Genomic DNA, 22,203 nt, shown 5'->3' with positions numbered 1-22,203 from the left:
TCGCCGGGAGTGAGAGGGCCTTTGTACGCCCACCGCCCAGACTAGATATGGACGAATACGCACGCGACACCAAGGTCGAGTGGCGCGAATGGGGCACAACCCCGTTTGAGGACGCCGCCGAGTCGGGGAAGCCAGTGCTGCTGGCGCTGACAGTCCCGTGGAGCGCCGAATGCCGAGCGATGGATCGGGGCACGTTCGGTGAGCCCCGCATCGCGGCCAACATCAACGACGGGTTCATTCCAGTCCGCGTTGACGCCGACCGCAATCCGCGCGTCCGGGAGCGGTACACGATGGGTGGGTTCCCGTCGACGGTGTTCCTGACCCCTGAGGGTGAGGTTATCACCGGCGCGACGTTCCTCGGGCCGGACGGGTTCCGCGGTATTCTTGACTCTGTCCGAGAGTCATGGGACGCCCAGGGCGCAGCGGCGGGCTCGATTCCTCGGCAGCTACAGGACGAGTCGCCGCCTGCTGGCGAGCTCCGCCCGCGTATCGAGGAGCACATGGTCGAGCAACTGCTTGGCGCGTTCGACGACGAGTTCGGCGGCTGGGGAACCGACGTGAAGTTCCCGCTGCCGCGGACCGTAGAGTTCGCCCTCGTCCGAGCGCGGGACCAGGCCACTAGGACGCTCGAAGCGATCCGCACACACCTGCTCGACACCTACGACGGCGGCTTCTTCCGATACTCCACGGAGCGCAGCTGGGGGAACCCGCGGAGAGAGAAATTGCTCGACGAGAACGCAGCCCTGGTCCGGGCCTTCGCTCACGGCTATCGGTACACCGGAACTGAGGCGTACCGGGACGCCGCCCAGCGGACCGTCGACTACCTCACGACGACGCTGTGGGCCGGCGACGCGTTCGCCGCGAGTCAGGCCGGGTCGGACGAGTACTACCGCCTAGAGCCGACAGAGCGCGAAGGAACAGTGTCACCCAATGTCGACGAAACGGTGTTCGCCGACCGCAACGGCCTCGCTATCGATGCCCTACTGTGGGTCGCGGCCTACACCGACGACGAGCGCGCCCAGCAGTATGCCAGTCGCGCTCGGGACGCTATCTGTGAGTCGCTTGTCGACGGCGGCGAGGTCGCCCACTACGACGGTACTGACAGCGACACCGGCCTGTTGCTAGACCAGGCGCAGCTCCTCCAAGGCCTGACGACGAGCTGGCAGGTCCTCGGTGAACCGGGGCCGGCCAGAGCTGTCGCCGACTGGACCATCGAGAACCGCCAGCAGGACGACGGCGCGTTCCGCGACGGTCCCGCCAGCGGCGCGGGGCTGTGTACCCGCTCGCTCCACCCGCTCGACGCGACAGTGGAACTGGCTGACGCACTGGTCGACCTCGCAGCACTCACCGGCGAGGATCGATACCGCAACGCGGCGCTTTCGGCCGTCGAGTCCTTTGCCGGCGCGGCAGAACGGATGGGCGTTGAGGTAGCCGGCTACGCCGGCGTTGCGGCCCGCCTTCAGCAACCCCAGACACTCACCGTCGGTACTGAATCGGGGACAGATCTCCACCGCGCGGCGCTTCGGCTGGCCGACCACGAGACCACCGTCGTCCCGGAGCCGGACGGCGACGGCACGGCGCGACTCCTCGACGGGGACGCTATCGTCGCCGAAGGGACGACGCCGGCCGAACTCGACGCCTCGCTAACTGGCGAGCGCTGACACGAACAACGGCAGCAAACGTGGACAAACGGTAAACCCCCGATAAGTTTTTGCACGCGTACCCTGATGTATGGGTATGTCCAGTCTCAGAGATCTCGGACTCTCCGAATATGAAGCTAGAGCATATCGGTCACTGCTGGAAACGGGACCGACAACGGCCAAGGAACTATCACGGGCCAGCGACGTCCCAATGGGCCGCATCTACGACGTACTCAACAGCCTCGAAACGTACAATCTCGTCCGCAGTCAGACCGCCAGCCGACCCAAAAAATACGTTGCTGTCGAGCCCGACACGGCTCTCGACCGTCTGCTCGAAGATAAGAAGCGCGAACTCGAAGAAAAGGTCGGCCAGTACGAGGAAATCGTCGACGACCTCTCGTCACAACTGGAGTCGGCAGACCCCGTCGATGAGCCGTTCTGGACGGCCGCTGTTGGCCCCGATAATTCGCTTGACCTGTTGCTTGAACGACTAGCTGCTGCCGACGACGAGATTATCATGGTCGGCTCGGCACCTGCTCGGCAGGTCGATATCCTCTCTGGCACCGAGCGGATCGTCGATGAGCTCGAAGCGGCGCTGGAACGAGGCGTCGAGGTGTCCCTGCTCGTCCGACCGGATCTGTTTGAGAGTCTTCCTGAGGAGGCCAACCGTGAGTACTACGAGCGGCTCTTCCACTACGACAACTACAGCGCCCGCGCCAGTCCGAACATCAGGACTACGTTCGAGCTACTCGACGGGATTGAAGTCTGTATCGAGGTCCCACACCCGCTGGGCCGAGAAGAGACCTTCGGCGTCATCGACATGAAAGACTCCGATTTCACTGCCGATATCAGCCAGGCGTTCGAAGAACACTGGGCCGAAGCGAAACCGGTCGGCCCGCCATAGTTGGACCGCTGGAACAGGCGGGGAGAAATCGGGCCGAAAACGATGTCCGTACTCTCACGGATTGCGCCGCTCAAAAAATACTGCGGTTCTGCGGGTCGCTACGCTCACGGTTTCAGCGTTCACAATCGAGACGCACAGCGTCTCGCGCTCCCCACTCAAAATTCCGAAGACGTCGCTGCGCTCAGTCCTCGCTGACTTCCTGCCGCAGATCGTCCAACTGCGCCACGCGCTCCGCGTGGGCGTTGTGCTGGTGGATGGACTCGTCGTTGGACTGTTTCATCGTCACGACGGCATCGTCGGGTAGATCCGGGAACGTCTCGACGACGCCCTCAGCGAGCGCGCGAACGCAGTCCTCAACGAACTTGGCGTCCTTGTGGGCCTCGTAGGTCATGTGGTCCTCGTCGGGCCGCTTCGCGAGATTGTAGATGCGGGCGCTCATCGAGTCGCGGGCGACTTCGATGAGTTCGTTCAGGTCAACCTCGGGCGCGCCGTCGCTCTGGACGGTGAGCGTGGCGTGGCCCCGCTGTGAGTGGCCGGCCTGTGGATTGGTTTCGAGGAACTCCTCAATGACATCGTCGTCAACGTTTAGCTGCTGGAGCGTCTCGCGGGCGCGGGAAGCCGACATCCCCTGTGAGCACGGACAGACGGTCATCCCGGTGACACGAGCACCGATTTCCTCGCTCGTCCCGTCTTCGGTCGCCGTCGCCGAGGCGATGATATCGGCGGTCGACTGTGTCGCCATTTCCGACGCCGGCGTGGATTCGTGGGTGACGTACTCCGCTTCCATCCGAACCTCTGCTTTCGTCGTGTAATCGTGCTTCTCAAGCAGGAGTTCGGCGGCGTCGCCACAGACATCCTCAACCCGATAGGCTTCCTCGGAGACAGCGGTTTCCAGTGTCTCGTCGATAACCTCCATATTGCGGGACATGTCGGCACCCTTTCGCCAGGACGGCAGGTCTACGAACACTTCGAACTCCGCCATGAGTACGATGGGGTCGCGGTCACGACGCCCCAGTTTGACGAGTTTCTCGACACCCGTCACACCGACGCGATTGAGACCGACCGTTACGTCCGGACTCGACGCCTGCACGTCCGGGAGTTGTTGACTCATTGCCCTCCCTATGGAAGAGAATCGGTTAGTGTTTTCGAAAGGGTGAGCGGGTCGCCGTGAGCATCGCCACCGCGGAAACTACCCGCTCCGAACCGGATCAAAGCTGTGTACTGTCCGGCAGTGATTCGTCCGTCTCGAAATCCCGGAACAGCAACTCGAAGTCCGTGGCATCGAACGAATCCGTGAGTTCGTCAAGCTCCGCCCGGACCTCCGCGAGTTCAGCCTCCAGTGCAGCAAACTCCTCACTTTCATCGAGGACGGCCTGTGGTTTCGACGATTCCAGTGCCGCGTATTTCGCCGTGAGCGAGTAACACTCGCGCAGGCGTTCCTCGTAATCAGCGTACAGAAGCAACTGTTCGATTGTCTGGAAGAGGTCTTCCTTCGACACCGGTTTGAGGACGTAATCATCGAAGGGCATCTCGATGATATCGAAATCAGGGTCCACTGCGGTCACCATCGCTACGCGCGTGTCGTAGCGTTTCTCACGAATCGCCGACAGCACCTCGTCACCGGAGAGATCCGGCATTCGCCGGTCTAACAGGACAATATCGACTGCAGAATCCAGTTTCGAAAGGGCGGCCTCACCGCTGTATGCCGTCTCGACTGCGTGCCGATCCCGTAGCTGTTCTGCGTACACGTCGGCCACCGCTGATTCGTCGTCGACGACGAGGATTGTCGCTTGCCGACCCTTTGTCATTAGCTAGCATATTTACAACAGGATTGCAAAAGGATTCCGGCCGGCTCAAATCAGGCTACCTTATTCACCAAGTCCTACTGTCCGACGATGTCGTCGTATCGTGCTCCTGTCTGTTTGAGCGTCTCCGTCGAGTACAGTCGGTCGTGGTCGTAGGGGAGGTGGTCGGTCGCGAGTTCGTCTATCTTCTTATCCACGATGGCCGCTTCGCGTCCGTGAATCATTGTAAAGAGGCTGTACTGCCAGTCCTGCTCAGGCCGGCGAGGCCGGTGATAGCAGAGCGTGACGTAGGGGAGCTCGCCGACTGCCTGCCCGCGCTCGTCGAGGGCGTCGTCAGGGACATCCCAGACAACCATGCAGTTGTTGTCGAACCCGGTGACAATGTGATTCACGACACAGCCGATGCGCTTGATACAGCCGGCTTGCTGGAGTCGCTTGATGGCCGAGAGCACGTCGGACACGTCGGCATCGACAGCGTCCGCCACGTCCTGGTAGGGCGTTGCGACGAGCGGGAAACCGGTCTGGATTTCGAGCAACAACCGTCGGTCCAGTTCCGAGAGATCTGCGGCGGCGTCTTCGCTTATTCGGGTCGCAGTGGCGTCGGTCGTCTCCAGACTCTCCCGGGCAAACCGGTCACCGTTGACGACCGGGAACTCCAGATCGATGTAGTAGTCGGTCAGCATCGGCAAGACGAGTACCGAACAGCCCGTTCGCTCCTCAATCTCGGACAGAATCTCGTCGCGTCGCTGTCGGGAGCCTGCAGTGACAACGAACCACATATTCCACTCGTGGTCGCGAGCGTAGTTGTGGTTCACCTGGCGGTACCCGTTGATTATCTCGGCGACCTCGTCGAACCGATCCTCCGGGGCACTGACAGCAGCCAGCGTCGAAGAACCAATGACCGGCGGATTGAGAACTGGACCGAACCGACGAAAGATGCCGTCGTCACGGAGCGTTTTGACCCGGTCGAGTGCTGTTCCCGCCGAAACCCCCAGTGCATCACCGACGGCCTCGAAGGGGTGTTCCTGAATCGGGAAGTCGCTCTGGAACTCATCGATGAGCGCAGCGTCTATCTCGTCGATCTGCTCGCGCCACTCGCCCGACTGGAGACTCATTGTATCTGGTTAGGAGTGTAGTCGTGTATCCCTTTCGGGACCTCAGCCAGTTCCCGCAAATTGAGAACGAAACGCAGGGGCTTTTGAACTCTGGCCCGAACACGTTTCCATGGCGCAAGCGACCCGGGAGTACGGCGAATGGCCGCTCAAACGACTCATGACGGAAGTCGTCGGCTCCGGTCACAAATCGGCCGACGACATGTCCCGCACACAGGCCCGGGAGGCGTTCCAGCGCATCCTCGGCGACGAACCCGACCAGACAACGCTTGGCGCGTTCTGGCTCGCCAACCGGTGGAAACGCAACAGTCCCGAGGAACTGGGTGCGTACGTCGACGTGATGTCCGAGGAATCGGTCGAGACAGCTACACCAGAAGCTGACCCAGTCGACTGCGGGGCCAACTACGACGGCAAAGGCCGGTCCGCGATTCTCGGCGTCGGCGCAGGTGTCGTCGCCGCCGCCGCCGGGACGCCCGTTGTGGTTCACTCCGGCGACCGCGTCCCGACGCAGAAGCAGGACGCCTACAAACACGTGCTAGACGAACTGGGCGTCCGAACCGAAATCGAGCCGAGCGAAAGCGCCGATATGGTCGATGAGGTCGGCTTTGGCTTCTACTATCAGCCCGAATTCAACCCCGGCATCGACGCCCTGTTCGAGCGCCGCGACAACATGGGCGTCCGGACGTTCGTCAACACTGTTGAAACGCTCGCGAACCCGGCTAACGCCAGTGTGCATCTCGGCAGCTTCTATCATCTGGCCTTCGCGAAGAAGATGGTCCGAACGCTCGTCCGGTCAGAGACCAGCAGTGTCGAGCGTGCCCTGTTCTTCCAGGGAATGGAGGGCTACGACGACGTTCGTCCCGGCGAGACCATCGTGGCCGAATGGCCCGTCACCGGCGAGGAGTCCGACGACGAGGACATCGCGGACTTCGAGATCCGCACCGGCGAGTACGGGATGGACATCGAGAGCGAGGATCTGCAGGTCGACGACGTAGCCGAAGAGTCGGCGGCAATAACTGAGGCCGTGCTGACTGGCGAGCGCGAGGACGGCTTCGCTGACGCTGTCGAGCTCAACGCCGCCCTCCGCATTTACGCCCGCGAGGACGCCGACAGCATTCAACACGGCCTTGAGCAAGCCCGTGAAGCGATCGCCGACGGCAGTGCAGCGGAGACACTCGACAACCTTCGGGCCTTCTGATCCGGCGACGGCGGGCAGAGCGGAACCCACTTCTACCGAGCGGGCGAAGGCATTCTGATGGGACAACACGCCAGCGCTCGTGACAGCACTGCGTGGACGGTACCCGCAGCAGAAACACCCGGCATCCACGAACTGGTCGACACCAACGGTATTAGGCTCCACACCGTGACTGCCGGGCCGCCGGACGGCGACCTCGTCGTCTTGTTGCACGGCTTTCCGGAGTTCTGGTACGCCTGGAAACACCAGATTCCAGCGCTCGCGGACGCCGGCTACCGTGTGGTCGCGCCGGACCTCCGAGGCTACAACCACTCCGACAAGCCCAACGGCGTCGCCGCGTATCACATCGATGAGCTGGTCGCCGATGTCGCGGGCCTCGTTTCGGCGCTCGACCGCGAACAGGCGCACGTCGTTGGCCACGATTGGGGCGGCGTAGTCGCTTGGCAGACTGCCATCGACCGTCCCGATGTCGTTGACCAGCTTGCGGTCCTGAATGCACCACACCCGTCGGCATACGAACGGGAGCTCCGCCGCTCAGTTGACCAGCTCTTGCGCTCCTGGTACGTGCTGTTCTTCCAGCTTCCCGTGCTTCCGGAGGCCAGCCTCGGCTGGGACGATTTCACCATGCTGGAGCGCATTCTGGCTGACGGACCGAGCCGCCCTGACGCCTTCACCGAGACCGACGTGCGGCGGTACAAGCGGGCGCTCGGGCAGCCGGGCGCACGCACGGCTGCAGTCAACTATTACCGGGCGCTTGTCCGGCGGAACGCAAAACTGACGTTCACGGAAGGCGGCGTCGGCGACCGTCCGGTGACAGCGTCGACGCTCCTTGTCTGGGGTGTGCAGGACGATGCGCTCTCGATCGATCTGACTCAGGACCTCGAAGAATGGATCCCGGACTGCCGAGTCGAGCGGCTCCCGGCGGCGAGCCACTGGGTCCAGTTCGACGCCCCCGAGCAGGTGTCGAAGCTACTACTGTCACATCTGCCGTAGTCCGGAATAGCGAACAGCCGACACTCCCGCTCACGTGGCGACATGTCGGGCTCCCGCGACCCGCCACGCGACGGCTACTCAGACCATGGCGGCGATGGCCTCGTTTCGGTACTTGAACTCTCGGTCAGTGGGCAAGCTTTTCTGCCGGGCTTCCCTCCGATTGAGTATGAGTGACCTGACTGCGACCCTCCACACAACAGAGGGCGAGATTGAAGTCGAACTGTACGACGAGCGCGTGCCGACTACCGTCGAGAACTTCGTCGGTCTGGCCGAAGGGGCCGACGACTACGACGGGACCGAAGTCGGTCCGGGGACCGGCGCGTGGGAAGACCCCGAATCCGGCGAGAAACGCATCGACCCGCTGTACACCGATATCGACATCCACCGCATCATCGAGAACTTCATGATCCAGATGGGTGACCCGACCGGCACCGGTCGCGGCGGCCCCGGCTACTCCTTCGACGACGAGTTCCACGACGAACTCAGTCACGACGGCCCGGGCGTCCTCAGCATGGCCAACAGCGGCCCGAACACCAACGGCTCGCAGTTCTTCATCACCCTCGACGCCCAGCCCCACCTCGACGGTAAGCACGCCGTCTTCGGGAAGGTCATCGACGGGATGGATGTCGTCGAGTCCATCGGCAACGTCGACACCGACCACAACGACGCGCCGACCGAGGAGATGCTGCTGGAATCGGTCGACGTTCACCGGTAACCACACAACGTTTTCGTCGTTCCGGCCGAGCACCCGATAGTGGCACACGTCGAACGCCTCACCGTCTACCCCGTCAAGGCACTGGACGGTATGGACTGCAACTCAGTATCGATCCGCCCGGGCGGGACGCTGGCGCACGACCGCGAGTTCGCCCTGTTCGACGCCGACGGCGACGTGCTCAACGGGAAGCGAACCCGCCGCGTCCACAACATCGACACCGGCTACAACCCCGAAACAGGAACGCTGTCGGTCACCACCGACGGCGACAGTGCATCGTTCGAACTCCGGGATGCAGGTGAGCGCACCCGAGCAGCCGACTGGCTCAGCGATTTTTTCGATGTAGACCTGACCGTCAAGCGCGACGAGGCGCTCGGTTACGTCGACCGCCGGGAGATGGGGCCGTCAGTCATCAGCACTGCGACACTGGAAACTGTGGCATCGTGGTTCGACGACGTGACCGTCGACGGACTGCGACGGCGGCTTCGCGCGAACGTCGAAATCGGCGGCGTCCCAGCGTTCTGGGAGGACCGCTTCGTCGGCGCGGAGGCTCCCGCATTCCAGGCCGGCGGCGTCCGCTTCGAAGGGGTGACACCTTGCGGTCGCTGTGTGGTCCCTCAGCGGGACCCCGATACCGGCGAGGAAACGCCGGGGTTCCGGGAACAGTTCATCGAGCGCCGGCAAGAGACGTTTCCGGAGTGGGCCGACCGGGACGCCTTCGATCACTTCTACACCCTGATGCTTATCGCCCGCATTCCAGAGGCCGACCGCGACGCGGTGCTCACCGTCGGGGACCCTGTCGAGGTCGTCTCGGCGATTGAGACGTAGCGGCGAACGACGGCGAGACCGACAATCGAAAGGCAGTCCATCTCGAATAGAGCGTAATGGCAGACGCGGACGACGTCGATCCGAGCGAGTTCGGCGAACAGGACGGCCCCCCAGTCGAGGAGAAGCCCTACAAAATAATCTTCGAAGCCAACAAGTGCTTCGGCGCGGGCAAGTGCGCCGAAAAGTCGCGTAACTGGACGCTTGACCTAGACACTGGCATCGCCAAGCCCAAGGCGTACTTCATCGACGAATCGGATCTCGATCATAATATCGCGGCCGCAGAGGCCTGCCCGGCAAAGAAAGACCGGGGAATTATCCACGTCATCGACCGGCGAACGAACGAAGAAATCGCTCCGGACCCGAATGGCGACGGGTCACTATCCGTCGACTGGTAGCGCAGTTTCTACTAGCGGCAGTTCTACCACCGTCTATCAGTCCGCGTAGATACCGGTGCGCGCGGTCAATAACACCGATAATTCAGTTCTGCTGGGTAGAATATCTGTATGCAGGAAACAACCGCTACAGGATATATCATGTAAGATTACTATAGATAATAAACTGAATTTCTTCATGCGAGCAGTTTAATATTTCAAGCTACTGTATGACATAACTTCTATTTGTAGGGGGCAATTTGGGTATCAATATGCCACGTTCAAGTAGCATGGAACGGCGATCGTTTCTGAAAACAACGGGCAGTGCTGCGGCGGCCGCAGCGCTGGCAGGATGTTCCAGTGATAGCGACGAGACTGAGGGAACAGAGGAGGGGACTGGCGGCGGTATGGACTCGACAGACGGCAGTGGGGGCGATGTCGGGACCGACCTGAAACAAGAGGGTGACCTCTGGCGGGTCAACACGGGCACGATGACGACAATGGACCCGATCGAGGCAACGGACACCCAGTCGGGAATCGTCATCCAGCAGATGTTCGACCCACTGATGAACTATCCCGACAGCCAGCCCGCTGTAGAGGGGCTTATGGCTGCGGACTATGAGGTATCTGAGGACTTCACGACCTACACGTTCCAGTTGAAAGATGCGACCTTCCACAACGGGGACACCGTAACCGCCAGTGACTTTGTCTACTCATTCGAGCGGCTGACTGCATCTGACAACTCCAGTCGTGCCTATTTCGTTCTAGACTCACTAGGCGTGACACACGAAACGACGACCGAGACGGTCGACGGCGAGGAACAGGAAGTGTACAAGCCGGGGACGCTTGGCGTCGAAGCTGTCGACGAAACGACGCTCGAAGTCCAGCTGGAATCGCCATTTGCTTCCACGCTGGAAATGCTTGCGTACACTTCCTTCGCCCCGGTTCCTGAGGGCATGGTCGGCGACATCGAAGGATACGAGGGCGAGGTGACACAGGCCGAGTTCTCCAGTTCGAGCCCGGTCGGGAACGGGCCCTTCGAATTCGATACGTGGGACTCCGGCACTGAGGCCAGAGTCAGTGCGTACGACGACTATTACGGCGAGAGCGCGAGCGTTGACGGCGTCCACTTTGCGGTCATCGAGAGCGATTCGGCCAATTACAACTACGCGATGAACCGCAATGCCGACATTTTCGAGCTCCCCACAGCGCAGTACGACCCCGGGAAGGTATCCGTCGAAGAGGAAGACGACCAGGGTCGTCAGAACGGGACCTACGGAGAGTTGCGCAACGGCGCCACGGCCAATTACTCCGGTGTGTCGAACATCGGCGTGTTCTATCTCGGCTTTAATATGGCCAGCGTGCCCAAGCCGGTCCGGCAAGCGGTCGCGTACGCGATGAACCAGCATACCGTTGTCGAGCAGGTCTTCAAACAGCGCGGCGAGCCTGCCTACAACTTCACGCCGAAATCCATCTTCCCCGGCGGCCCCCAGAACTACAACGACCGCGCCGAAAACGAGTATCCATACGGCTACGACGACAGCCAGCTCGGAGAGGCCCGCTCAGTGATGGAAGAGGCTGGCTACGGCGAAAACGAGCGTTTCGCCATGGAGCTGACAATCTACGAGTCCGGTGTCTGGAGCGAAACCGCAAGCATCCTTCGGGACCAGCTTGAGAGTGTCTTCATCGACCTCGAAGTCAATCAAGCGCCGTTCAACACGCTCCTCGAACGTGGTCGCAACGGCGAACTAGAGATGTACTCGCTTGGCTGGGTCGCCGACTGGCCTGCCCCGGACAACTTCCTTCAGCTGCTGAACCCGCCACAGACCGATACGAGCCTCGATTTCCCGATTTCGTACGTCAACTGGCAGCCGGAGAACGGCGACGCTGCACAGCGGGCTGAGGAGGCGTATCAGTCAATCGCCGAGAACCCCGCACCGACAGAAGAAGACCAGGCCGCTCGGAACGACGCATACGTCCAACTCGAGGACGCAAACTGGGAAGACGTCGCAATGCTGCCGGTGTATCACGAGCTGACTGAGCTGTTCTGGTACGACCATGTCGACTTTACGCCGCCGGCTGGGATGGGGCCGAGCCGACAGAAGATGAACACTGTGTCGCTCGGAGACAGACAGTAATCGCGTCCCTGCTGGCGTAATCGTCCCCGTCGCGGTTGGTGACGGGAACAACTTCGCAGCCCTCAGAGATTATGAACTCACAAGTACCCGTACAACGGAGACAAGCTAAGCCATGAGCCGTGCTACGTATATGCTCAAGCGCTTGGTACTGTCAATCCCTGTTATTATATTCGGGACGACAGTAACGTTCGCAATTATCCGGCTGGGGCCGCTCAGTCCTGCAGCGGCGATCCTCGGCCCGCAAGGTGACGCACGCGCGATCCGACAGATCGAACAACGGTTAGGGTTGAACGAACCGCTCTGGGAACAGTACTTCGACTTTATGGGAAACCTGTTCATGTTCGATCTGGGCCAGTCGTGGGTTATCAACTCCGGGACGCCGGCCATCGACCTTATTGTTAGCTACGCACCGCGGACGATCTGGCTCGGATTCTGGGCGGTCGTGATCGCCATCGGAATCGGCATTCCGCTCGGGTTCTACGCCGGTCTGAATCCCAACACGTTCTCTGATTACTTCGCCTCCTTCGGTGGGATTGTCTGGCGGGCGATGCCGAACTTCTGGCTCGCGGTCATTCTGGTGACGGTGCTCTCCCAGTCGGAACAGCTGTTTGGGTTCAGCTGGACCAGCTTTATCGTCGAGACTAACGTCGTGACCTCGCCGAACCTCGCCGTGCTGAGGAGTCCCACGAGACTCATAACGGACCCGGGACAGGCATGGACCAACCTCGCAAAAGCGACAAAACAGATACTGCCGCCCGCGCTAGTGCTCGGGTCCGCATCGATGGGTACAGAGATGCGTATCGGCCGAACTGCTGTGCTCGAAACGATCAACTCGAAGTACGTTGAGACGGCAAAGGCCAAAGGCGTCTCACCGCGGGTGCTGGTCTGGAAACACATCTTCCGGAACGCGCTGATTCCGCTCGTGCCGGTAATCACTGCGGAGGCGTTCATCCTGATCGGCGGGTCAGTGCTTGTCGAGACTGTCTTCTCGATTAATGGCATCGGCCTGCTGTTCGTCAAGGCGGCAAAGCAGGGTGACCTGCCGCTTGTTGGAACACTGATGTATCTGTTCATCCTCCTTATTGTCGGGCTGAATATCGTACAGGACTTCGCGTACACAATTATCGATCCACGTGTGGGGTACGACGCATGATGGAGACAGAATCCACCGAAGACATCGATCAGCCGTTGCGAGACCGGCTCAAGGCACACCCCGGGCCGGCACTGCTGTGGGGGGCTGTGCTCTGTCTCCTGTTGTTGCTTGAGGGTCCGACGTACCTTGACGGACTGCTCGGTGCGATAGGCGCTGGGCTTGGGTTGCTCCCGGGAGCACCCGGCGCCGAGGCGTTCGCCAATGCCTCAGCCTACTTTGGCGAACTGCCACATCTGCTGAGCCGAGAACTGATACCCAACCGGGGGTACTACGACGGGAGCGCCTGGCAGGGCACGTTCCTCGGCCTCGAGCCGAAGTACGCATGGCTCATCCGCTTCCTGTTGGTGTATGCATACGTTGCAGTCCTGCTGGGCTGGCTGTGGTACGGCTACGTGCTCTTCCGTCGGCACTACCGCGCTGCTGACTGGACGCCAACTGACGATGTTATCGACCGACTCCGAAGCCACTACTGGGGCCTATTCGGGCTTGCTGTCGTCGTCTTCTTCATTACGATGGCCGCGTTCGCGCCCGTTGTCGGCCCAACGACGGCCGAAGAGAATATCGAAGGACCGTACTCCTACGATATGCAGTACTACAACGAAGACACGGAGACGGTCGAAACGATTACCATTGGCGAAGCGAACCTCGGTTCTGCGTCCCGTGGTAGCGGAGACAGCAATGTCGGCGTCTGGAGTTACGACGACTTCGGGCGGTTCCACCCTGTCGGAACGCTCGTCAGCGGCAAGGACCTGTTCACCTTCCTCGCCTTTGGCGCACGGGTGTCACTGTTCATCGGCCTCGGATCGATGGCGATTGCAGGCTTTATCGCGACGACGCTGGCATTGGTTACCGCCTACTACAAGGGGGTGGCCGACCTCATTGTGGTACTGACCAGTGACTCTGTGCAGGCAATGCCAGCATTGCTGTTGGTGATTCTTGCGACAGTTGTGTTCAAGAACCACTGGATAGCAGAGTTATACAACGGGGCGATGCTGTTCATCCTCCTGTTTGCGTTAATACGCTGGCCGGGGTTATGGCGAGCAGTACGTGGCCCTGCGTTACAGGTCGGCGAACAGGAGTGGGTCGACGCGGCAAAGAGTTACGGCCAACGACCCACTGTGATTATGCGGAAACACATGGCACCGTATATCCTCGGCTATCTCTTGGTTTACGCCTCCCTGACGCTCGGTGGCGTCATTATTTCCGTCTCTGCCCTCTCGTTCATCGGACTCGGGATTACCGCCCCGACCCCAGAGTGGGGGCGAGCGATCAACATCGGGCAGCAGTACGTCGCCAGTCAGTCCTGGCACATCTCGCTCATTCCGGGGCTCCTGATTACGCTGGTTGTCACCGGGTTCAATGCACTGAGTGATGGAATTCGTGACGCTATCGACCCACAGAGCGAGGGTGCAGAAGGCGGCGCAGCTGGCGCGGCCGCCGGAGGTGGTGGCGGATGAGCCACACCGAAGACGGCGAGCCACTGCTGGCCGTTGACAACCTCAGAACCGTGTTCCACAGCGAGCGAGAGGAGATCCGTGCTGTCGACGGGGTGTCCTTCGAAATTGCTCGCGGCGAGACGCTTGGTATTGTCGGCGAATCCGGCTCGGGCAAGAGTGTTACCGCACGCTCGATAATGGGACTGGTCGACAGTCCGGGCGAAATCCGCGAGGAGTCGTCGATACGGTTAGACGGGCGAGAGCTGACAGCGCTTTCGGAGAAGGAATACCGGTCAGTTCGTGGCGGGGACATCGCGATGGTGTTTCAGGACCCGCTAAGCTCACTCAACCCAGTGTACACTGTCGGGAACCAGATCATCGAGGCGCTGGAGCTCCACCGCGATATGGAGGGGGCCGAAGCCAAGTCGGAAGCCATCGAACTGCTGCGTGCGGTCGGCATCCCCGACGCGGCGCGGCGCGTCGATGAGTTCCCACACGAGTTCTCCGGCGGGATGCGCCAGCGAGCCGTCATCGCGATGGCACTGGCCTGTGACCCCGACCTGCTCATCTGTGACGAGCCGACGACAGCGCTCGATGTCACTATTCAGGCCCAGATTCTGGACCTGTTGCAGGAAATTCAGACAGAGCGCGACATCGGTATCATGTTCATTACGCACGACATGGGCGTTATCGCGGAAGTTGCTGACCGCGTCGCCGTGATGTACGCTGGCGAAGTCGTCGAGCGAGCACCCGTAGAGGAACTGTTCGCAAACCCACACCATCCATACACGCAGGGACTCCTGCAGAGTATTCCCGGTCGGAACCCCAGTACGGACCGGCTCCCCACTATCGAAGGGGACGTGCCGACGCCACACGAATCAGCGTCGTTCTGCCGATTCGTCAGCCGGTGCCCGAAGGGCTTCGACGAGTGTGAGCGGGTCCATCCCGCTCACGTGGAAGTCGGCGACTCATCAGACCATACCGCCGCCTGTCTCTTGTACCCCGAAGATATGCCTACCGACGACACTGTGACACACCACGAAGAGAACGCAGACCAGACAGGCGCTGAGGCAGACGAAGCGCTGTCAGCGGATGACTGGCCGGCTGCAAAGCGAAACGCCGGAGAGGACACTGGTCCCGAAGACAGCGATGCCCGGGCTGATGGTGGCCACGGCCACAGTGCCGGTGACACCGGCGGACACAGTGAGGGGGGTGGCGCGGATGAGTGAATCAGTCGTCGACACTGTGTCACACCAGACTGGCGAGACGTTGCTCGATGTGCAGGACCTGAAGACGTACTACGAAGGCGGTGGACTACTCGGGGGGGACCCTGTGAAAGCCGTCGACGGCGTGAGCTTCGAAATCTCACGCGGCGAGACGTTCGGTCTGGTCGGTGAATCCGGCTGTGGCAAGACAACTCTGGGTCGGACGCTCATCCAACTGGAGACGGCCACGTCTGGAACGGTCTCCTTCGATGGAACCGATATAACCGAGCTCAGCGGCGGCGACCTCAAGCAGTGGCGCCGCAACGCCCAGATGGTGTTTCAGGACCCCGAGTCGAGCCTCAACGACCGGATGACTGTCGGCGAGATCATCCGCGAACCGCTGGACGTTCACGAACAGGGCACGGCCCGCGAGCGTCGGGAGAAGGTGCGGACACTGCTCGACCAGGTCGGGCTCATGCCGGAGCACTACTACCGGTATCCCCACCAGTTCTCCGGCGGGCAGCGACAGCGAATCGGCATTGCTCGCGCACTCGCACTCGAACCGGAGTTCGTCGTCCTCGACGAGCCCGTTTCGGCACTCGATGTGTCCGTTCAGGCCCAGATACTCAATCTGCTAGAGGAACTGCAAGAGGAGTTCGGTCTCACGTACCTCTTCATCGCGCATGACCTGAGCGTGGTCCGGCACATCTGTGACCGCGTCGGGGTAATGTATCTCGGGAACCTCATGGAGGTCGGGCCGACGGAACGGCTGTTCCAGAGCCCGGAAAACCCCTACACGCGCGCATTGCTGTCGGCGATTCCGGAACCGGACCCGACGGTGCAGGTGGACCGGATTACCTTGCCGGGATCACCACCGAGCCCACGGGACCCGCCGGAAGGGTGTCCCTTCGCAACGCGGTGTCCCGTCCGGATCCACCCGGAAGATATCGAAGCCAGCGACGCGGTGTGGGACCGGATTCGGGAGTTCCGAGATGTCATTCGCGAGCGGTCCCGCGCGGAACAGTCGATCGGTGAGCGGCTCAAGGAACGACTTGGGTTCGACACCGCGCTGGCCGACAGCGAGGAGATCGTCGAAGAGGAGTTCAGCGACGTGACCCTTCCGCCGGACGTACAGGAGCACGTCGAGCAGGCGGCGACGTATCTCAGTGATGGCGACCCAGACGCCGCTCGAGCCTACCTCAGAGAAGTGTTCGGCAGTCAGTGTGACACCGAAACACCGCAGTACTATGATGTCGACAACGGACGGATGAGCTTCTGTCACCGGCACGCACAGGAGCATGTCTCCCCTGGTGACGAACTTCGCCAACGTGGCTACGACACGCACGATGGATAACCTGGCGGGAAAGGTACTCGATCTGCTGTGGTACGCCCTCGGCGTAACGCTCACAGCTATGCTTATCGGTGGCGTGCTCTCGCCGCTCCGTGGCGGTGGCTGGGTGACAGTGAAGTTTGCACTGTTTTTTATCGGCTTCGCGCTGTTCGGCTACGCCTCGGTCACGCTGTGGCGTGCGCCCTCTCTCGGTTCCGATGAGTCCGGCGAATCCAACGTGTCGTTTGGCGTGTCAGCGCGGGATCGGACGCCATTCGAGTCGCTGCTGGCTCGTGTCGTCCCGCCTCTCGATACGCTCGCTCCGCCAGAAGACCGACTCTCGCCACCGGTGAAGCTCTTCGTTGCGAGTCTGTTCGTCCTCGGGCTCTCCCTGAGCATGGAGGTCGTCTTCGGCGTCCAGTGACACCACCATTTACCTCCCGCGGGCGTAACGACAGGATATGGTTAAGACAGGTGGCGAGGGGACAGACGACCTCGAACGGCTTGCCGCCGGTTCGGACGACCGCAAGGCATCGTGGAAACAGACGCTAGAAGAGACACAGGCACTGGCGGATCAGCGCCGTTCTAACGGCCGCGAGGCCGTCGTCGTCCCGGCTGGGGATGCGGGCCTGCAAACAGTCGACGACGGTGACGGACTCGAACTCGTGTTCGTCATTCCGGGCAACAAGGCCCAAGACGTAACGCGGCTGGTCGAATCGAACCCACTCGAAGCGTATGACGTGTACCGGCGGACGGTCGGAGAGCAGGTGTTTCTGGCCGTCGAGTACTTCGACCCGGACGCCGCCTCGCTGTTCATCGCTGGCGCGTACAAGCTCCAAGATGCCGGGAACGCGGTTACCGCTGCGAACGACGGCGCGACGTTCCAGACGATGCTCAGAAAGCTGGACGGGACCCCGGTCGCAACGTTCAACCACGCGGACCGGACGAAGTTCCTCCCAACAGATAGACTCCCTGTCGACGAGTAGGTATCGGCATCGGAGGGAGTGACAGCCACGTCGATGTGTCACAGTCCGTGTCCAGTGCCGCCGACGTGACGGCGGTGGGACACGATAGGTCATCTCGCAGCCCGAGACCGAAAGGACCATTCACTAGCCCCCGCAGAGTTCAATCTGCGCGAGGGTAGCCGAGCTTGGCCAAAGGCGGTGGGCTTAAGACCCGCTCCCGTAGGGGTCCGTGGGTTCGAATCCCATCCCTCGCATTCTGTGACGAGTCGAGACGGGGAGCAATGCGAATGGGATTCGAACCACCGTCCAGCGGATACCGTGGCTCGGAGGCAGTTCGGCACAGACGTTCACAAGATGCAACGCTGACCGCTCGCCTGAAACACATTCTGTGGTCTACGTGGCCCAGATGTGGCACAGCCTGTGTGGTTACGGCTTTGGATGCAGTAGTGACAGATAGTTCGAACGGATTGTGTCCGGACACGACGCGTTTTTGCACGTCTGTGGCCTATACCGGCGTAATGACTGATATGCCAGATGATGTTGCCGAAGCGTTCGACCAACACGATGCGCTCGTCTCGGCCGGGGATAGCTACGCTGTCGAGACGACAAACTTCGATGGCCGCGTGACCGCGTCTGAGGGCGAAGAGTGGCGGACGAACTACGAGGTGACGGTCAAAGCGCCGTCGCTACAGGCCGCGACAAGCGACGAGGTCGGGGACGCAGTCGTTGACGGCTGGCTTGAGACGCTGGAGCGACGGCTGGAGGACGCGCCGAAAGCGACCCGAACCGCCGTCGAACTGGACGATTACAGCGTCGTCGAGGACGGCGAGCAGGTCGTGGTCACGTTCGAATACACAATGGGTGGCGAACGGCAGGCCGCCGACGTCGCCAAAACCTTCGTCGAGTACGTCGAGGGGACGTACGTGGAGGGCGTCATTCCCGGCTACGACTACGTCGGCGTCGTAGCTGACCTGCTCAATTCGGCGAGTACCGGCGGGAGCGAGGGGTCCCGCGGCGGGACACCGCTGTAGCTGTACGGTCCCGAGCTCGAAACAGAGATAGGAGTCCGTCTCAGTCCATCGCGATATAGGTCTGTGTCGTTTCGACGCCCTGGATTTCCTGAATATGTGTCGCTGCGACGTCTTTGACTTCGGCGGGCGTCTCCACGTTCACTTTTGCGATGAAGTCGACGTCACCAGCAACGATGTGGGCCTCGACAACGCCGTCGACAGCTTCGATATCAGTCTTCAGACGGTCCGCGTCACCAGTGTGGGCTTTGACCATCACGTAGGCAATGACCATGTTCAGGCACCTCCAAGCGCGGTCGCGGGATCTGATTCACCGACAACAATACTACGCACATCGGAGAGCGTCCCAAAGTCGGCCAGTATCACGACTCGGTCACCGGCTTCCAGCGTTTCGTCCGGGTCGGGAATAGCGAGTGGGTCCTCACCTTTCCCGTGCGCCATCAGCCGGGAATCCGACGGAAGCTCCAGTTCCGACAGTGTGTACCCCTCCATCGGCGATTGCCGCTGGATGGTAAACTCCACGAGCTGGAGGTTCTGTGCGATATCGGCGACTGCGCGGATGTTCCCGCCCAGCAACGCGTTCTTGGCGGCGATAGCGCCCAGCCGTTCGGGGTAGATAATCTCGTCAACGTCGGAGGCGTAGCGTCGGTAGATTTCCTCGCGGTAGTCCTCGTCGATGCGCATAACGGTTCGACAGCCGTGTTCCTTGGCAATCATACAGGCAACGAAGTTGTCGTTCAGGTCGCCGGTGAGCGCGCCGAGCGCGTCGGCGGCTTCGAGGTCGGCGTTGCCGAGTGTCTCCTCGATAGCGCCGTCGCCCGCAATCACCTCGAAGCCAGCCGTTCGCGCGCGCTCGACTGCGTTCTCATCGCGCTCGATGAGGACAACTTCGTGGCCACTCTCTTGCAGGACGCGAGCCGTCCGCAATCCGACACGGCCTGCACCCACGATAACGAATCGCATACACACCCCTATGGGGCGGGGGTGAATAAAAGTACCCACCCGGTGGAACCACCGGACGCCTTGACCACGATAGCAAACAACAAAGACATTGTTGTCTCTTGACGGAAGCTTTTTCGTGCTATGACACGACACACCACAATATGGTTAGCGCGTTCATTATGATCAAGACCGCTGCCGGCAAATCCGAAGAACTCCTTGCGGCAGTTCGCGATGCCGAGGGCATCACCGAGGCACACATCGTCGCCGGGCAGTACGACATCATCGGCGAAGCGACGGGTACGGAAGTGTATGACATCATGCAGTCGGTCTCGGGCCACGTCCGAGACCTCGACGGCGTCGCCGACACGCGCACGTACATCTGTTTGGAGTGAGTTCCCCGCGTTGTTCCGACACGGCAAAGGGACTTGCCACCCTACGACGAATATGGTCAGTGTCGCCGGTATTATCGGCCTGCTCGTCATCGTGCTGGTCAACAGTGCTGTGACGGCGCTCATGACGCGCTTTTTCCGCGTCCGCTTACACACGCGATGGGGAAGTATCGTCTACTCGTTGCTTCTCTGTCCGGTGGTCATGGTTGTTCTCGTGTTGGTGTTGAGTGGCGTGTTCAGACTTGGGGCGAACCTCGGATCCACGACTGCCGTCATGCTTGTGACTGTCCTCATTCCCTTGGCAATTGGCGTCACCTTCGATTACTTCTGGATGCCGGCCCCCGATGAAGTCGACGTACCGGCGTCGATAGATTAGTCCAGAATCGCTGCTTTGACCCGTTCGTACACGGTGTCCGGGTTGGCGGTCGCATCAACCCGAACGAACCGATCTGGGTCGGCTTCGATGAGTCGCTCGTAGTTGTCACGAACCGTTGTGAGATAGTCAGCGGTCTCAAACTTGTTCGTCGCGCCGCTTCGCTGTGCAGCGGTTTCGGGATCAAGGTCGAGGTACACGGTCCGGTCCGGCGGCCGGGTCCATGGAGCGTGGACCTCCCGGACATACGACAGCGGGTCGTCGAACGTCTCACTCGCTTCGAGTGTCGCACCCTGGTAGGCGTACCGCGAGTCGCTGTAGCGGTCGGAGACGACGAGCTGGTTCTCTCTGAGTGCCGGTCGAACCGTGTTCGAGAGATGCGCGGCGTGGTCCGCCGTATAGAGGAACAGTTCGGCCAGCGAGTCCGCGTCGTCGTCGTCGATGGAACGCTGGACGGCATCTCCGTACCAGCTATCGGTCGGTTCGCGCGTGAACACAGCCTCGTTGGGGACTGTGTCGTCGCTTCGGAGCCGTTCCCACACGGTCGTCTTGCCGCTCCCGTCCAGTCCTTCAAGCGTGACGAGCATACCTCACAATCTGTGTGGGGGGACGTAAGCGCCCCGACCTAGACGGTGCATCCGTAGGCTGACACAAGTGACCGGACTGCGGGCCGGTCAAGCGATGAAATACGCCCACCTTTACGGTTCTACCAGCCGTACTGATGCCTATGGATGTACTTGTCGTCGGCGGGACTGGATTCATCGGACAGCACCTGTGCCGTGAACTCAACGAACAGGGACACACTGTCACTGCGCTGTCCCGATCTCCGGAGGACGCGACACTACCAGACGGTGTCGAAACCGTCGCCGGGGATGTCACAGACTACGGTAGCATCGAGAGCGCGTTCGAGGGCCAGGACGTAGTGTATTATTTGGTTGCGCTGTCGCCCCTGTTCAAACCGGATGGCGGCGATAAGATGCACGAACGAATCCATCTTGGTGGGACCGAAAACAGCGTACAGGCCGCAGAGGAGCACGGTGTCGACCAGTTCGTCCAGTTGAGCGCACTGGGTGCAGATCCCAATGGCGACACACACTACATCCGGTCGAAGGGACAGGCCGAGCAGGTCGTTACCGAATCCTCGCTGGATTGGACTATCTTCCGGCCGTCAGTCGTCTTCGGCGAGGGCGGGGAGTTCGTCTCATTCACGAAGCGCCTCAAAGGCATGTTTGCGCCAGGCGTCCCACTGTACCCGCTCCCCGGCGGCGGTAGACAGACCACGTTCCAGCCCATCTGGGTCGGTGACCTCGTTCCGATGCTCGTCGACAGTATCGAATCCGAGGAACACGTCGGCGAGACCTACGAGATCGGTGGACCAGAAGTACTGACGCTCAGAGACGTGACAAATCAGGTATACGATGCCGAGGCGTCGTCGGTAAGCATCGTCCCCCTTCCGATGCCGCTCGCGAAGGTCGGTCTCTCTGTCCTGGGAAGCGTTGGGTTCCCAATGGGTGCCGACCAGTACCGCTCGCTCAAATTCGATAATAGTCCGGCAACAAACGATATCGACGCGTTCGGGGTTAGTAGTGGCTCTTTAACGACGCTCAGCGGATACCTCCACCGATAAGGACTGGCAGTAGTCTCCACCTATAGGGGTTTGTGTAAGCTAGGATTTGTTTTCAAG

At 61.0% G+C, this 22,203-nt stretch carries 24 protein-coding genes and 1 tRNA gene; 19 read left to right on the top strand and 6 right to left on the bottom strand.

The genetic code is table 11. The annotated features are described in order from the left end of the window. The first annotated feature begins 47 nt into the window (after nt 1-47). Both RBH20_RS01515 and RBH20_RS01510 read left to right on the top strand, forming a co-directional pair. Nucleotides 48-1,661, top strand: coding sequence for a DUF255 domain-containing protein (locus tag RBH20_RS01515; protein ID WP_306704792.1), 1,614 nt, complete (start codon nt 48-50; stop codon nt 1,659-1,661). A gap of 76 nt (nt 1,662-1,737) precedes the next feature. Beyond that, the gene (locus tag RBH20_RS01510; RefSeq protein ID WP_306704790.1) at nt 1,738-2,544 is read left to right on the top strand and encodes a TrmB family transcriptional regulator; all 807 of its coding nucleotides are present in this window, start codon (nt 1,738-1,740) and stop codon (nt 2,542-2,544) included. A 181-nt stretch (nt 2,545-2,725) separates the two neighbouring features. On the opposite strand, the gene mptA is transcribed toward RBH20_RS01510, so the two are convergent. The 3 genes from mptA to RBH20_RS01495 form a co-directional block, all read right to left on the bottom strand. Beyond that, complete coding sequence (gene mptA / locus RBH20_RS01505) at nt 2,726-3,655, bottom strand: GTP cyclohydrolase MptA (RefSeq protein ID WP_306704789.1); 930 nt, start codon at nt 3,653-3,655, stop codon at nt 2,726-2,728. A 97-nt stretch (nt 3,656-3,752) separates the two neighbouring features. Further along, nucleotides 3,753-4,352, bottom strand: a complete 600-nt coding sequence (locus tag RBH20_RS01500; RefSeq protein WP_306704787.1) for a response regulator — start codon at nt 4,350-4,352, stop codon at nt 3,753-3,755. Between the two features lie 74 nt (nt 4,353-4,426). Next, complete coding sequence (locus RBH20_RS01495) at nt 4,427-5,464, bottom strand: Lrp/AsnC family transcriptional regulator (protein ID WP_306704785.1); 1,038 nt, start codon at nt 5,462-5,464, stop codon at nt 4,427-4,429. A 109-nt stretch (nt 5,465-5,573) separates the two neighbouring features. Here RBH20_RS01495 and RBH20_RS01490 point away from each other — a divergent pair, with 109 nt between their 5' ends. From RBH20_RS01490 to RBH20_RS01425, 14 genes are all read left to right on the top strand, one after another. Then, on the top strand, nt 5,574-6,659 hold the full coding sequence (locus RBH20_RS01490) for an anthranilate phosphoribosyltransferase (RefSeq protein ID WP_306704783.1): 1,086 nt from the start codon (nt 5,574-5,576) through the stop codon (nt 6,657-6,659). A 57-nt stretch (nt 6,660-6,716) separates the two neighbouring features. Further along, the gene (locus tag RBH20_RS01485; RefSeq protein ID WP_306704781.1) at nt 6,717-7,649 is read left to right on the top strand and encodes an alpha/beta fold hydrolase; all 933 of its coding nucleotides are present in this window, start codon (nt 6,717-6,719) and stop codon (nt 7,647-7,649) included. Between the two features lie 166 nt (nt 7,650-7,815). Next, nucleotides 7,816-8,364 (top strand): peptidylprolyl isomerase, encoded by a 549-nt coding sequence (locus RBH20_RS01480; protein ID WP_306704779.1) that lies wholly within the window; start codon nt 7,816-7,818, stop codon nt 8,362-8,364. Nucleotides 8,365-8,403: 39 nt separating this feature from the next. Beyond that, a complete protein-coding gene (locus RBH20_RS01475; RefSeq protein ID WP_306704777.1) occupies nt 8,404-9,189 on the top strand; it encodes an MOSC domain-containing protein in 786 nt (261 codons plus the stop codon). A 56-nt stretch (nt 9,190-9,245) separates the two neighbouring features. Further along, the gene (locus RBH20_RS01470) at nt 9,246-9,584 is read left to right on the top strand and encodes a ferredoxin (protein WP_306704775.1); all 339 of its coding nucleotides are present in this window, start codon (nt 9,246-9,248) and stop codon (nt 9,582-9,584) included. Between the two features lie 266 nt (nt 9,585-9,850). Next, entirely contained in the window at nt 9,851-11,698 is a 1,848-nt protein-coding gene (locus tag RBH20_RS01465; RefSeq protein ID WP_306707434.1) for an ABC transporter substrate-binding protein, read from the top strand. 112 nt (nt 11,699-11,810) lie between these two features. After that, a complete protein-coding gene (locus RBH20_RS01460) occupies nt 11,811-12,851 on the top strand; it encodes an ABC transporter permease (RefSeq protein WP_306704773.1) in 1,041 nt (346 codons plus the stop codon). Then, nucleotides 12,851-14,308: an ABC transporter permease gene (locus RBH20_RS01455; protein WP_306707432.1), complete on the top strand. Its 1,458-nt coding sequence runs from the start codon at nt 12,851-12,853 to the stop codon at nt 14,306-14,308. Before RBH20_RS01460 ends, RBH20_RS01455 begins: the two co-directional genes overlap by 1 nt. Beyond that, on the top strand, nt 14,305-15,516 hold the full coding sequence (locus RBH20_RS01450; protein WP_306704771.1) for an ABC transporter ATP-binding protein: 1,212 nt from the start codon (nt 14,305-14,307) through the stop codon (nt 15,514-15,516). Before RBH20_RS01455 ends, RBH20_RS01450 begins: the two co-directional genes overlap by 4 nt. Then, nucleotides 15,509-16,846, top strand: a complete 1,338-nt coding sequence (locus RBH20_RS01445; protein WP_306704770.1) for an ABC transporter ATP-binding protein — start codon at nt 15,509-15,511, stop codon at nt 16,844-16,846. Before RBH20_RS01450 ends, RBH20_RS01445 begins: the two co-directional genes overlap by 8 nt. After that, complete coding sequence (locus tag RBH20_RS01440; RefSeq protein WP_306704768.1) at nt 16,839-17,246, top strand: hypothetical protein; 408 nt, start codon at nt 16,839-16,841, stop codon at nt 17,244-17,246. Before RBH20_RS01445 ends, RBH20_RS01440 begins: the two co-directional genes overlap by 8 nt. 37 nt (nt 17,247-17,283) lie before the next feature. After that, a complete protein-coding gene (locus RBH20_RS01435) occupies nt 17,284-17,808 on the top strand; it encodes a hypothetical protein (protein WP_306704766.1) in 525 nt (174 codons plus the stop codon). Between the two features lie 148 nt (nt 17,809-17,956). Continuing rightward, nucleotides 17,957-18,041 (top strand) — tRNA-Leu (locus RBH20_RS01430). A gap of 264 nt (nt 18,042-18,305) precedes the next feature. Then, on the top strand, nt 18,306-18,818 hold the full coding sequence (locus RBH20_RS01425) for a DUF5813 family protein (protein ID WP_306704764.1): 513 nt from the start codon (nt 18,306-18,308) through the stop codon (nt 18,816-18,818). A 40-nt stretch (nt 18,819-18,858) separates the two neighbouring features. Here the strand turns inward: RBH20_RS01425 and RBH20_RS01420 are convergent, their stop codons facing one another. After that, nucleotides 18,859-19,089, bottom strand: coding sequence for an Lrp/AsnC family transcriptional regulator (locus tag RBH20_RS01420; protein ID WP_306704762.1), 231 nt, complete (start codon nt 19,087-19,089; stop codon nt 18,859-18,861). Nucleotides 19,090-19,091: 2 nt separating this feature from the next. Continuing rightward, entirely contained in the window at nt 19,092-19,778 is a 687-nt protein-coding gene (locus tag RBH20_RS01415; RefSeq protein WP_306704760.1) for a TrkA family potassium uptake protein, read from the bottom strand. A gap of 140 nt (nt 19,779-19,918) precedes the next feature. Between RBH20_RS01415 and RBH20_RS01410 the strand changes: the two genes are divergently transcribed. Beyond that, nucleotides 19,919-20,149: an Lrp/AsnC ligand binding domain-containing protein gene (locus tag RBH20_RS01410; RefSeq protein WP_004964133.1), complete on the top strand. Its 231-nt coding sequence runs from the start codon at nt 19,919-19,921 to the stop codon at nt 20,147-20,149. A gap of 52 nt (nt 20,150-20,201) precedes the next feature. Then, nucleotides 20,202-20,522: a hypothetical protein gene (locus RBH20_RS01405; RefSeq protein ID WP_306704757.1), complete on the top strand. Its 321-nt coding sequence runs from the start codon at nt 20,202-20,204 to the stop codon at nt 20,520-20,522. Here RBH20_RS01405 and tmk read toward each other — a convergent pair. Continuing rightward, entirely contained in the window at nt 20,519-21,106 is a 588-nt protein-coding gene (gene tmk, locus RBH20_RS01400; protein WP_306704754.1) for a dTMP kinase, read from the bottom strand. The genes RBH20_RS01405 and tmk overlap by 4 nt on opposite strands. Nucleotides 21,107-21,246: 140 nt before the next feature. On the opposite strand from tmk, the gene RBH20_RS01395 reads away from it, so the two are divergent. Beyond that, a complete protein-coding gene (locus tag RBH20_RS01395) occupies nt 21,247-22,146 on the top strand; it encodes a complex I NDUFA9 subunit family protein (protein ID WP_306704752.1) in 900 nt (299 codons plus the stop codon). Nucleotides 22,147-22,203 lie beyond the last annotated feature (57 nt).

It is taken from the genome of Haloarcula sp. H-GB4, from assembly GCF_030848575.1.
GTDB lineage: Archaea > Halobacteriota > Halobacteria > Halobacteriales > Haloarculaceae > Haloarcula.
Note: the sequence above shows the minus strand (reverse complement) of the source record. Positions and strands in the feature narration are given on the sequence as shown.